Origin of the sequence: Aquimarina gracilis (assembly GCF_035285365.1) — a bacterium.
Taxonomy (GTDB): domain Bacteria; phylum Bacteroidota; class Bacteroidia; order Flavobacteriales; family Flavobacteriaceae; genus Aquimarina; species Aquimarina gracilis.
The window spans coordinates 59,117-71,725 of the sequence record NZ_JAYKLX010000002.1; the positions used below are offsets into that span (position 1 = coordinate 59,117).

Sequence of the window (12,609 nt, forward strand, 5' to 3'; positions counted from 1 at the left end):
ATTCTATCCTCAAAATAACAATAAACCATTGCAAAACAACGACATGCACATCTTACACTTATCAGCTGTTACCAACTGGGGAGGAGGCGAAAATCATATCGAGAACCTTTGTTATGAATTAAAAGAATCAAATCCCGATATAAAAAACACCATATTATGTGCCCGGAATACGCCTTTTCATAAAAGATTAGAAAAATCTAGCCTAAACTACACTACCGCACCATTGAAGATCAAAATAGACCCGCGGTATTTTTTTAAGATCGGTGCTTTTTGCAAAAAAGAAAAAGTAGACCTTATTCATATTCATGAACCAAGTGCATTAATGTCGGCAATTCTAGCAGATAAGTTTTACAACTTACCTCCATTTGTTTTTAGCAAAAAGACATCATTCCCAATAAAGCAAAGAAAAAAGACACTTTATAAGTACAACTACCCAAAAATTCAAAAATATTTATGTGTATCTGATGAAAGTAGAAAAGTTGCTGAAAAAGGAATTAGAAATCATGATAAATTGATAACTATTTATCACGGCACAAACTTAAAAACAAAAGGTACCGATACTCCTTTTAAATTAAGAAATACGTACAATATCCCTTCCGATAAAAAAATCATTGGTCATATTGGTAATCATATCAAAGCCAAACATCTTGAGACCTTTATCGAGGTAGCAAATATTATTATTCACAAAGAAAAACGAACAGACTTTTTCTTTATACAAATAGGAACGTTTAGCGAACGAACCGAAGCGTTATTAGATCGTGTAAAAGAATTAAACCTTGAAGATCATATAAAGTTTCTTGGGTACACACCAAATGCTTCAAATTTTCTACCTCAATTCGATTTTAGTATGATTACTTCGCAAAGCGAAGGGATCCCGCAGGTTATTTACGAATCTATGTATCACAAGGTTCCTGTGATTAGCACCAATGTTGGAGGAATACCAGAAGCCATAGAACACAATGTAAATGGACTATTATCGCCAAAACATAATCCTGCGGCATTAGCCGATCATGTCAAATCTTTGGCTAGTGACGAACAATTGCAAAAAACTTTTATCGAAATAAGCTACGAAAAGCTTCTCCAAAATTTCACAACAGAAACTATGGCACAAAAAACATTAGACATTTACAAAACAATCCTCAACCATGCCTGATCAAAATATAGAAATCCAAAAAGCTATTTCAGTACTTAAAAAAGGAGGTGTTATCTTATACCCCACAGACACTGTTTGGGGTATTGGATGTGATGCTACCAATGCTGAAGCAATTGATAAAATATTTGCTTTAAAAAAGCGTGAAGAAAGTAAATCGATGATATGCCTGGTAAGTGATTTCAAAATGTTACAGCAATATGTAGAAGAAGTACCCGAGGTTGCATATGACATTTTAAAATACGCCGCAAAACCAACAACTATAATCTATGATCGACCTTTGCGGGTGGCAGAAAATATAATTGCAGAAGACAACACTTTGGCAATACGAGTAGCTCGAGATCCTTTTTGTGGAAAACTCATTCGCAAGTTTAAAAGACCTATTGTTTCTACATCGGCTAACATTAGTGGGATGCCAACCCCAAAAAACTTTAAAGAAATATCTACAGCTATTTTGGAAGGCGTAGACTATGTTGTAAATTTGCCCCTACAAAAAAAAGGTGCAAAACCTTCTTCGATTATTAAGATCGGAAATGACAGCACCGTAAAAATTATCAGGAAGTAAATTGATACATGTCGGAAGCTAAAAATCACAAAGAAGCCTTACAACATCCTATTTTTGACATCATTAGCAAAGCCTCTTCTAATCTAGATCTAGAAAGCTATGTAATTGGTGGGTTTGTAAGAGATCATATATTACAAAGAGGAACAGCCAAAGATATCGATATCGTTACGATTGGAAGTGGAATCAATCTTGCCAAAGAAGTATCAAAGCTTTTACCCAACAATCCTAAAGTTCAAGTTTTCAAAACATATGGCACGGCGATGTTAAAAACAGAAGATATCGAGGTAGAATTTGTTGGTGCACGAAAAGAATCTTATTCTGAAAATAGTCGTAACCCCGTTGTCGAAGATGGAACACTCGAAGATGATCAAAACAGACGTGATTTTACAATAAATGCACTAGCGCTTAGCCTATCAAATAAGAGTTTTGGGAATCTATTGGATCCCTTTGAAGGTATTGAAGATCTAAAAGGAAAACTTATTCGAACTCCCTTAGATCCAGATATTACTTATTCTGATGACCCTTTGCGAATGATGAGAGCCATTCGTTTTGCTACGCAACTTGGCTTTAAGATCGAAAAAGAATCATTACTTGCCATAACAAGAAATAAAGATCGAATTAAAATTATCACCAAAGAGCGTATCGTCGATGAGCTAAATAAGATTTTATTAAGTGAACGACCCTCGATTGGTTTTAAATTACTAGAAAAAACAGGATTATTAGATTATATATTACCTGAACTAATTGCGCTTAAAGGTATCGATGAAATCGAAGGGCAACGCCATAAAGATAATTTTTATCACACTCTGGAAGTAGTGGATAATATTTCAGAAAACACAGATGATCTATGGTTACGCTGGGCAGCACTTTTGCATGATATTGGTAAGGCTCCAACCAAAAAATTTAGTAAAAAAATAGGTTGGACTTTTCATGGACATGAGTTTGTAGGGTCAAAAATGGTTTTTAAACTTTTTAAACGTTTAAAAATGCCTTTGAATGAAAAAATGAAATTCGTTCAGAAAATGGTTTTAATGAGTTCACGTCCCATCGTAATTGCAACTGATGTTACAGATTCTGCAGTTCGCAGATTGATCTTTGACGCAGGAGAATATATTGAAGAATTAATGACGCTTTGTGAGGCAGATATTACAACAAAAAACCCAAAACGATTTAAGAAATATCATAATAATTTCAAGATCGTAAGGCAAAAAATGGTCGAAGTAGAAGAACGAGATCATATACGCAATTTCCAACCACCAGTGACAGGAGAAGAAATTATGCAAACCTTCAACATAAAACCTTCACGAGAAATCGGAATTATTAAAGAAGCTATAAAAGAAGCTATTCTTGAAGGTGAAATCCCGAACGAATATGAAGCAGCTTTTAACTTTATGCTTAAGAAGGGAAAAGAATTAGGCTTAATGGTCGATGGGTAAAATATCCATTTGTATTATTAAAAAAATAAAATGAGATATGAATAAAGATAATAATAAAGTAATTTACTGGCTACTTACGGGATGTGTCTTAATCTTTATAATGGTAGTAGTAGGAGGTATTACCAGACTTACACATTCTGGGTTATCTATGTCCAACTATAAACTTATTTCGGGTACTATACCCCCGATGAATGAAACCGAATGGAACGAAGCTTTTGAACTCTACAAACAATACCCAGAATATCAAAAAATCAACTATAATTTCACTCTCGAAGATTTCAAAGATATTTATTTCTGGGAATGGTTACATCGGGTCATTGGTAGATTTATTGGCGTAGTATTTATAATTCCATTTTTATACTTTTTAATTAGGAAACAACTTACCAGACCAACTATAAAAAAATCACTAATTCTTATGTTTTTAGGCGGTTTTCAGGGTTTTCTGGGTTGGTTTATGGTAAAAAGCGGACTTGTAGATCGACCAGATGTTAGTCATTACAGACTAGCCATGCACTTGACAGCTGCATTTATCACTTTTGCATACACACTTTGGGTAGCACTTGATCTTATCTATCCAAATAAGAAAGAAGTAGATTTAAAGTTCAGAAATTTGATAAGACTGGGGCTTGCTTTACTTTTATTACAAATTATTTACGGTGCTTTTGTAGCCGGATTGGACGCAGGGCTACTACATAACCATTGGCCATTAATGAATGATGGTGCATTAATACATGAATCTGTTTATATCGAACAGTCTCCCATAATTAAAAACTTCATCGAAGGAAAGAGTGGAGTACAATTTGTACATCGATATCTTGCATACATTGTTGTTGGTATCATAATATTTATCTGGTTTCGAAGTAAAAAAATTAAAAAAAACAAGACGCAAACCAATCTTATAAATGCGTTACTTGCCACTGTTTGTATTCAATTTTTATTAGGTGTTTTTACTTTATTGTATAGAGTGCCAATTACGCTAGGTATTTTACATCAGGTGGTTGCTTTTTTCTTATTAGGCACAATGACTTTTTCATTACACCGTTTTAGTAAATAACAATGCATTTATAGTATCTTTGCAATCCAAAATAATTAAGAATGATTTATCGCTTTAGAGTAATATTAGATACTGAGGAAGATGTATTCAGAGATATTGAAATTGAACAAGATGCTACACTTGAACAATTTCATAATGTAATTACCCAATCTTTTGGTTTTGATGGTACCGAAATGGCTTCATTTTATATTAGTGATGATCAGTGGAACCAGGGAGAGGAAATATCTTTGTTTGATATGAGTGATGGCAATAGCCCGGTTCGGTTAATGAATGAAACCTCTTTGGAAGATGTAGTTCACGAAGCCTCACCTAAACTTATTTACATCTATGATTTCTTAAGCATGTGGACTTTTTTGGTAGAATTGGCCGAAATTGCAGAATATCAAAGCAGTATGGAATATCCAAATATAATGTTTATCCATGGTCAAATACCTGACCATGCACCAGATAAAGAGTTTAAAACAGATGAATCTCATGAATTTGGCGATGAGTCTGAAGAAGGTTTTATGAATCTTGATGAATATGACGACCTGGGATTTGATGAAAATTGGAATTAAATAGAGTTACAAAGTTTCACAGGCACAAAGTTGCAAAGCCGTTATGAGTACATTTCGAAATTTAAAAATTTGGCAAAAAGCTATGATACTCGTAACAAAAATATATACCGAAACTAAAAACTTTCCGCATGAAGAAGTTTATGGTTTAACATCTCAAATGAGAAGAGCTTCAATATCCATTCCAAGTAATATTGCTGAAGGTTATGGACGAGAAGGAAAAAATGATTACGTAAAATTTCTTAATATTGCGATGAGTTCCCTTTTTGAATTACAAACACAAATAGAAATTGGAAAAAATTTGAATTTTATATCTGAAAATAATTTCAATTCTATTTATGAAGATACAAGAGAATTAGAACGTATGCTCTCTAGTTTCATCAGAACAGTTAAAACCTCAAAACCAAATATTTAATTTAGTCGCTTTGTAACTATGATACTTTGCAACTTAGATACTTATAAAAAATGATCAACTTATACAGCACCCAAATTGAATCGCTTTCGGTTCATAAAATCGGAAACAAAAATAAAGGAGAAAGTATATTTCTATCAGATGCTCCTTATGCAATAAACGATGAATTAACTGCTATACTAAAGGAATACTTTTTCAAACCTTTTAGAGAAAAGGAGGAAAATTACTTCCAGTTCGCCAATGAAGTGGATGTAGAATTTAATCCGCTGTATAAAATTGTAAGTGGGATTTTTGATAACCCCTCTTCGGTTCATGAGAAATCTAAGCGCATAGCATCTCTACTTTATGAACAATCGCAGCATCCCCATATCAAAAGTGGTGAAGTATATGTTACTTATCTGGATAACGTAACTATTGACAATGAAAAAGTTGATGCCCTTGGAATTTTTAAATCAGAATTAAAACATGATTTTCTTCAATTTGAAGAAAAAGAATCAAATATAGAGTTGTTAATTCAACAAGGGGTAAACCTAAACAAATTAGACAAAGGGTGTTTAATCTTCAATCATAAAAAAGAAGACGGTTATAAAATCTTATCTGTTGATTCTAACCGCTATGACACTAAATATTGGCTAGAGCATTTCTTAGGTGTTGAAGCATTTGCAGATGAAAATTTCTATACAAAGAAATACATGAAATTCTGCCAGGATTTTGCCAAAGAAGTGGTTTTGCCCGCAGAAGATAAAAAAGAAGAAGTGATGTTTATGAATCGTGCCGTAAATCACTTTGCCAAAAATGACGAATTCGAAGAAACAGCCTTTCTTAATGATGTCATTGACAATCCCGATTTAATACCAGAATTTAAGCATTACAAGGTCGAAAAAGCACCAAAATATCAAATAGAAGATCTTACCTCTTTCCCTATTGCTAATAACGCAGTAACTGCGGCTCGAAAAAAGATGAAAAATGTAATTAATCTGGATACCAATGTACAGATTAAGATGGATTTTATAAATCCGGAGTCCGCAGAAAAATTCGTTGAGAAGGGCTGGGACGAAGAAAAACAAATGTATTACTACCTTGTCTATTTCAACAAAGAGCAAAAAACATAATTAGTGGATTTTGTTCTGGTAGGCATAGTCGCTTTATTAGGATCGGGGTTAACTTTTTTCTCTGGTTTTGGTTTGGGCACTTTATTGATGCCTGTATTTGCACTTTTCTTCCCTATAGACATTGCTATTGCATTGACAGCTATAGTTCATTTACTCAATAACCTATTTAAGTTGAGTCTTATCGGCAAAAAAGCGAATATCAAAACCGTATTACGATTTGGTATCCCAGCAATTATTTTTGCATTTCTGGGAGCCTATATTTTGGGAGCTCTTACAGAGGTTGAAACTTTATTCACCTATCAAATTGGAAACAGATCCTATGACATTACAATAGTTAAAATTTGTATTGCCTTGTTACTGATTTTCTTTTCATTATTTGATCTTATTCCAAAACTCAAGCGATTAGAAATTGACACAAAATATCTACCATTGGGAGGTGCTCTAAGTGGTTTTTTTGGAGGATTATCTGGCCATCAAGGAGCTTTGCGAACTGCTTTTTTGATCCGTGCAAAATTAAATAAAGAGGCTTTTATCGCTACAGGTGTAGTTATTGCATGTTTTATAGATGTTTCCCGAATATCTATATACGCCAAAGATATTTGGCAATTGGGAGACAAGCTTAATTACCCTTTGCTGATAACTGCCAGTGCGATGGCATTTATTGGTGCATATATTGGCAACGCTTTCTTAAAAAAAATCACTATTAATACAATACAAATTGTTGTTGGAGTCTTATTAATTCTTTTTTCAATATTATTGGGAATTGGAATATTATGAAAGGTAACGGCTTTTCTATTTATCCAACAAGTTTTTCATGTTTACATTTTCATAATTACGGCGCACAAAATCCAAAGCTGTTTTTAATACTTCACCCATAGATTGACTACGACGAAATTTAAGGTCGAGTGTAAAATTATAAAGATGTTCTCTAAGTTCCTTCAAATTTTCTTCGGTAGAAATCTGATCGTTACACATGCATTCCACCAAAGTTTCATATCGAGACCGGGATGTTAAAATTCGTTTGGCAAGAATAGAACGTTCTTCTTTTTTATATTGCTCTATCGAATTTGGCTGAAGTTTGCTCATTACAACATCAACCATTGAGTAATTCTCTTTAAAAAATTGTGGTTGGTACACCTTTAACTTCCCTTCAAAACACTGTTGATCAAAATCGATTGCTCTTATTTTATATTCAACGTGATCAAAATCATGAATCGGAATAATCACATAGTTATAAGAACGCATATCTCCTAATAGACGCATCTGACATCGTTCATTAAACTTCACAAACTCCTTTGCGATTTGAGCCTTGGCTTGATCGCTAAGATCAGGTAAAAAGTCCTTTATGAATACATCTCCAGGTATCCCAGCAATATGCTCTTCTATCAATGTGTTTTTATACACCAGAAAATTAATTCTATTAGGAGAAAACATATGTTCCAACTCTAGCCCATATATACGTGAAGCATCCGCTTTTTTAACATATATATAAGTGTAATTGTCATTAAGAATATTTCTAATCTTTATCCTGAAAGGTTTCGAATTTCCAAACGTACAATAATCAATCGCATCAATGTTTAAGAACTCAATAGCATCTTCGTTACCATCTGAGTGTAGTATAGTATATACTTTTTTAAGACTGGATTCGATCTCCGGTCTTTCATGTTCTTCATAATACACTCTAATCCACAATGTATCTTCGTCATTACTATCGTAAACTACAATAGAGCCAGAAAACCTAAGTAAATCATCATAAAACACCGGAATTTTTATTTTACGATTGCATTCCTTTAAATACGAATCCAACTCATCATTAATTGGATAGGTAGGTTTTTTCTTTGACATCAACTTTTCATCCATAACATGCTTCTATAGTGTAGCAAGTTACAAATTTCAAACTCCAAAACCATCCATAATGAGCAAACGCCATGAATAGCTTTTGTAACAAAAATGATTAATCGTCGTCTAGTTTTATATAACCGCCAAAATTATTTCAATTGGAAAATATTCTAACACTTACTAGTCTTACCAAGAAGTTTGGGCCTATTACCGCCGTTAAAGACCTTTCTTTTTCTATAAAAAAAGGAAATGTTTATGGTATTTTGGGACCTAATGGAAGTGGGAAATCAACCACACTTGGGATTGTGCTTAATGTAGTAAACAAAACTTCTGGAGAGTTTACCTGGTTCGATGGTAATACTTCTACACATGAAGCACTTAAAAAGGTAGGAGCCATAATAGAACGTCCTAATTTCTATCCATACATGACTGCAGCTCAAAACCTGAAATTAGTATGTCAAATAAAAGGTGTACCAGCAAATAAGATAGAAGAAAAATTAGACGTGGTAGGTTTACTGGAGCGTAAAGATAGTAAATTTAGGACCTTCTCATTGGGAATGAAACAACGATTGGCAATTGCATCTGCATTGCTTAATGACCCGGAAATATTAATCTTGGATGAACCAACAAACGGTCTTGATCCGCAAGGAATTCATCAGATAAGGCAAATTATTAAAAAAATTGCTTCTCAAGGGACTACCATTTTATTAGCTTCTCACTTACTAGATGAAGTAGAAAAGGTATGTACCCATGTAGTGATTATAAGAAAAGGAATGAAACTATATTCGGGCCCTGTTGATGAAATGAATGCCAGTCATGGTTTTTTTGAATTAAAAAGTAATCAAAATGGAGCTTTAAAAGAGTGGTTATCCAAAAATGAAACATTTGGTAATGTAAAAGAAGAAGGTGAGAAAGTTATCGCTTTTTTAACCAAAGAATTAGATGAAGAAAGTCTTAACAGGCAATTATTTGACGAAGGAATTGTTCTTACGCACCTTGTAAAACGAAAAGAAAGCCTTGAAGAACAATTCTTACAATTAACCAACAAACAAAACTAAAGCCATGTTACGACTACTCAATATAGAATTTCAAAAACTACGATATAACAAAGCTGCAAAAATAATTACTATAACGTACTTTGTTCTTATTACTTTCATAGCACTAATCGCTTCTATAGAATTTAATTTTGCAGGGGTAAAATTTCGAATCGCAGATCAAGGGATTTTCAATTTCCCATATATCTGGCATTTCAACACCTTTATTGGGGCTTTAGCCAAACTATTTTTGGCTATTGTCATTGTATCCATGATGGCCAATGAATACAGTCATCGCACCTTAAAACAAAACCTAATAGACGGTCTAAGCAAAAAAGAATTTATTGGTTCAAAATTCTTAACAGTCATTGTTTTTTCATTAATCTCTACACTATTCCTGTTTGTGGTATCTATGATTTTGGGTTTAAGTTTTTCAGACTATAATGAGGTAGCCATAATCTTTTCTGATCTAGAATACATAGTCGCCTACTTTGTCAAACTTCTTGGGTTCTTTGCTTTTTGTATGTTTCTAGGGATTTTTGTAAAACGATCAGCTTTTGCCTTAGGCTTTCTATTCATTTGGTGGATTATTGAAAATATCATCTATGCGATATTAAAATTTAAAGTTTTTAAAGGAACAGATATTGCCGATAATATTGTTCAGTTCTTCCCTCTGGAATCAATGGACAATCTGATCACAGAACCCTTTAGCAGACTTAATTTTATTCAATCAGCTGCAAATCAGTTGGGAGAATCGTTTCAAAAAGATTATGCAGTACATTGGTATGAAATCATCATTGTATTGATTTGGACAATGTTGTTCATCTATTTTTCATATGCTTTATTAAAAAAGAGAGATCTCTAGCATTTTAGCAGAAAAGAAAACTCCTAAATAACACCACGAAACTAGTTGTTTATTATTGGTATATTCGTACCAAATATGGGGTTGTACATGAAAAGAATACTTTTAATTTCCATTGTATTACATTCTTTCCTGTTCGATAGTTATGCGCAAAATGAACCAACAGATTGTTCTAATGCTATTATCGTATGCGGAAATACAAACCTGGAATTAAATTCAAACGGAGTAGGAATTAACGATTTTGCTTTACCGGGCAATAATGCTCCCAGTTGTAATTTCTTTGAAAGTCAAAGTTTATGGATCAAAGTGAATATTGTACAATCGGGAACATTGGTATTTACGATTACCCCAGAGTCTGCTAGTCCAAGTGAAGATTATGACTTTGCAATTTATGGACCTAATGTTGACTGTAGTAATCTTGGTAGCTCAATACGATGTTCATCTACCAATCCTCCTGCGGCCAATGTTGGAACATTAACGGGATTACGTGATTCAGAAACTGATGTTAGCGAAGGCCCTGGAGCGCTGGGAAATGGATTCGTAAGACCAATTGATGTGCTTGCAGGAGAAGAGTACTTTATCTTGATTGATAACTTTTCTCAAAATGGAGGTTTTGATCTTGAATTTACAGGAACCGCAACTTTTCCTGATGCTCCGGTCAACGATGCGGTGGTGAACTCTACAGATCTGGACCTTGCAAAATGTGATGACACGGGTGATTTTAATGATGGCCTTACTACTTTTAATCTTGATGCCAATACCCCATTAGTTCAGGGGCCTCAAACAAATGTAATTATTACATATCACGCTTCTGAAGAAGATGCCAATATTGGAAATAATCCTTTGACCAGTCCCCATGCTAACACTCGAAGAGTAGAAAGAATTTATGTTCGCGTAGAAAACCTAATTTCGGGATGTTTTGTAGTCAGTTCTTTCTTAACCACTGTTTTTGAAGGACCTCAAATAACGACTCCTTCTAACTTTGTAATATGTGATAACAATGATGACGGAGATGATGCAAACGGACTCGCATCATTTATTCTGAATACCAAAGACAATGAGATACTTAATGGGTTGGATCCTTCAAATCATACAATTACATATCATATATCGGAAACAGATGCGAATAATGGTGCGTCATCAATTGACAAAAACTTAGCATTCAACAATACCACTAATCCACAAACAATATTTGCAAGAATCGAAGATCAAAATTCTCCCTTTTGTGTAAGTACTACTAGTTTTGATTTGCAAGTAAACCTATTGCCAGAGGCCAACACCTCTTCTCTTTCTCAATGTGATGCATATTTAGATACCAATGATGGAATAACGCTATTTAATCTTAATGAAGCTATTGATCAAATAACAGGAAATACGCCTAATCGATCTATTCAATTTTTTGAAGATCTCTCCTCTGCAAATTCAGGAACTGGAGTAATAACAAATACAAATAACTATCAAAATACGATTCCTAACCAACAATTGTATGTTAGAGTTATCGATGATAATACTTCTTGTTTTAATATCACTACTTTGGATCTTGACGTTAGCACCACCTCAGCAAATGATGCAATTCTAAGATTATGTGATGATGATGGAACTGAAGATGGTTTTTCTGAATTTGACTTAACCCTAGCCAATAATCAAATTCTTTCGGGTATAGGAAGTTCAAATTTATCTGTTGCTTATTTTCAAAATATCGAAGATGCCTTAAGTGAATCTAATCCCATTTCTGCTTTCACAAACAATACAGCATACACGCAAGGACAAGATATTATCTTTGCCAGAGTCGAAAATAGCGCAAATCAATGTTTTGGTATCAATCAGGTTGAGTTATTTCTAAACAGATTACCAGATATACAACAAGAAGAAGAATATTTTTTATGTCAAAATGAACCTGCGATCACAATTGATTCTGGACTACCAACCGGAACTGACCCTAGTCTTTTCAGTTATTTTTGGTCAACCGGTGATCAAACAGAAACAATTAGTATTACTCAGGCAGGTAGCTATATGGTAACAGTTACGAACATTCAAACCAATTGTAGTAGAGACAGAATTGTAGAAGTAATTGCTTCTAGTTCTGCTACTATTCAGTCTATTGTGGTAAATGATGCTCAAGAAAATAACACGGTAACGATTAACGCAGATGGTTTGGGGGATTATGAATACGCCATTGAAATAGACGGTACTGTAAGTGCGTATCAAGACAACCCAACTTTTATGAATATTCCTCCTGGGTTTCATATAGTTTTTGTTAGGGATAAAAACGGTTGTTTACCTATCTCAACACAAAATATTTCGGTAGTTGGTTTTCCCAAATATTTTACGCCTAATGGGGATGGGTTTCATGAAACATGGAATGTAGAAGGAATTTCAATTCAAATATTATCTAACTCCTTAATTTATATTTTTGACCGTTTTGGCAAGTTGATAAAACAACTTAGACCAGGCATTAATGGTTGGGACGGAACATTTAATGGCAGACCAATGCCATCGAGTGAATATTGGTATCGAGTAGAACTAGAAGACGGCAGAACACTTACCGGAAGTTTCTCCCTAATTCGATAAAATTATTGGTAGTATTCTGT

At 33.8% G+C, this 12,609-nt stretch carries 12 protein-coding genes; 11 read left to right on the plus strand and 1 reads right to left on the minus strand.

Features of this window, described 5'->3' with window-relative positions; all coding sequences use genetic code 11:
• The first annotated feature begins 43 nt into the window (after window positions 1-43).
• The 8 genes from U6A24_RS03135 to U6A24_RS03170 are packed head-to-tail and all read left to right on the plus strand — an operon-like array spanning window position 44 to window position 7,060.
• On the plus strand, window positions 44-1,153 hold the full coding sequence (locus U6A24_RS03135; protein ID WP_324178484.1) for a glycosyltransferase family 4 protein: 1,110 nt from the start codon (window positions 44-46) through the stop codon (window positions 1,151-1,153).
• A complete protein-coding gene (locus U6A24_RS03140; protein ID WP_324178485.1) occupies window positions 1,146-1,715 on the plus strand; it encodes an L-threonylcarbamoyladenylate synthase in 570 nt (189 codons plus the stop codon). Before U6A24_RS03135 ends, U6A24_RS03140 begins: the two co-directional genes overlap by 8 nt.
• An 8-nt stretch (window positions 1,716-1,723) precedes the next feature.
• Entirely contained in the window at window positions 1,724-3,151 is a 1,428-nt protein-coding gene (locus U6A24_RS03145) for a CCA tRNA nucleotidyltransferase (RefSeq protein WP_324178486.1), read from the plus strand.
• A 37-nt stretch (window positions 3,152-3,188) separates the two neighbouring features.
• Window positions 3,189-4,205, plus strand: a complete 1,017-nt coding sequence (locus U6A24_RS03150; protein WP_324178487.1) for a COX15/CtaA family protein — start codon at window positions 3,189-3,191, stop codon at window positions 4,203-4,205.
• A 41-nt stretch (window positions 4,206-4,246) separates the two neighbouring features.
• Window positions 4,247-4,762, plus strand: a complete 516-nt coding sequence (locus U6A24_RS03155) for an IS1096 element passenger TnpR family protein (protein WP_324178488.1) — start codon at window positions 4,247-4,249, stop codon at window positions 4,760-4,762.
• 43 nt (window positions 4,763-4,805) lie between these two features.
• Window positions 4,806-5,174 (plus strand): four helix bundle protein, encoded by a 369-nt coding sequence (locus U6A24_RS03160; protein WP_324178489.1) that lies wholly within the window; start codon window positions 4,806-4,808, stop codon window positions 5,172-5,174.
• 50 nt (window positions 5,175-5,224) lie between these two features.
• Window positions 5,225-6,283, plus strand: a complete 1,059-nt coding sequence (locus U6A24_RS03165) for a nucleoid-associated protein (protein ID WP_324178490.1) — start codon at window positions 5,225-5,227, stop codon at window positions 6,281-6,283.
• A 3-nt stretch (window positions 6,284-6,286) separates the two neighbouring features.
• Entirely contained in the window at window positions 6,287-7,060 is a 774-nt protein-coding gene (locus U6A24_RS03170; protein ID WP_324178491.1) for a sulfite exporter TauE/SafE family protein, read from the plus strand.
• Window positions 7,061-7,075: 15 nt separating this feature from the next.
• Here the strand turns inward: U6A24_RS03170 and U6A24_RS03175 are convergent, their stop codons facing one another.
• Entirely contained in the window at window positions 7,076-8,143 is a 1,068-nt protein-coding gene (locus U6A24_RS03175) for a hypothetical protein (protein WP_324178492.1), read from the minus strand.
• Between the two features lie 137 nt (window positions 8,144-8,280).
• Between U6A24_RS03175 and U6A24_RS03180 the strand changes: the two genes are divergently transcribed.
• From U6A24_RS03180 to U6A24_RS03190, 3 genes are all read left to right on the plus strand, one after another.
• A complete protein-coding gene (locus U6A24_RS03180) occupies window positions 8,281-9,180 on the plus strand; it encodes an ABC transporter ATP-binding protein (protein WP_324178493.1) in 900 nt (299 codons plus the stop codon).
• A 4-nt stretch (window positions 9,181-9,184) separates the two neighbouring features.
• Window positions 9,185-10,021 (plus strand): ABC transporter permease, encoded by an 837-nt coding sequence (locus U6A24_RS03185; protein ID WP_324178494.1) that lies wholly within the window; start codon window positions 9,185-9,187, stop codon window positions 10,019-10,021.
• 87 nt (window positions 10,022-10,108) lie between these two features.
• Complete coding sequence (locus U6A24_RS03190; RefSeq protein WP_324178495.1) at window positions 10,109-12,589, plus strand: T9SS type B sorting domain-containing protein; 2,481 nt, start codon at window positions 10,109-10,111, stop codon at window positions 12,587-12,589.
• Window positions 12,590-12,609 lie beyond the last annotated feature (20 nt).

What these genes read in the sequence shown, in the direction of transcription:
- U6A24_RS03135 (WP_324178484.1), top strand. Translation starts at nt 44, where the DNA reads ATGCACATCTTACACTTATCAGCTGTTACCAACTGGGGAGGAGGCGAA.
- U6A24_RS03140 (WP_324178485.1), top strand. Translation starts at nt 1,146, where the DNA reads ATGCCTGATCAAAATATAGAAATCCAAAAAGCTATTTCAGTACTTAAA.
- U6A24_RS03145 (WP_324178486.1), top strand. Translation starts at nt 1,724, where the DNA reads ATGTCGGAAGCTAAAAATCACAAAGAAGCCTTACAACATCCTATTTTT.
- U6A24_RS03150 (WP_324178487.1), top strand. Translation starts at nt 3,189, where the DNA reads ATGAATAAAGATAATAATAAAGTAATTTACTGGCTACTTACGGGATGT.
- U6A24_RS03155 (WP_324178488.1), top strand. Translation starts at nt 4,247, where the DNA reads ATGATTTATCGCTTTAGAGTAATATTAGATACTGAGGAAGATGTATTC.
- U6A24_RS03160 (WP_324178489.1), top strand. Translation starts at nt 4,806, where the DNA reads ATGAGTACATTTCGAAATTTAAAAATTTGGCAAAAAGCTATGATACTC.
- U6A24_RS03165 (WP_324178490.1), top strand. Translation starts at nt 5,225, where the DNA reads ATGATCAACTTATACAGCACCCAAATTGAATCGCTTTCGGTTCATAAA.
- U6A24_RS03175 (WP_324178492.1), bottom strand. Translation starts at nt 8,143, where the DNA reads ATGGATGAAAAGTTGATGTCAAAGAAAAAACCTACCTATCCAATTAAT.
- U6A24_RS03185 (WP_324178494.1), top strand. Translation starts at nt 9,185, where the DNA reads ATGTTACGACTACTCAATATAGAATTTCAAAAACTACGATATAACAAA.
- U6A24_RS03190 (WP_324178495.1), top strand. Translation starts at nt 10,109, where the DNA reads ATGAAAAGAATACTTTTAATTTCCATTGTATTACATTCTTTCCTGTTC.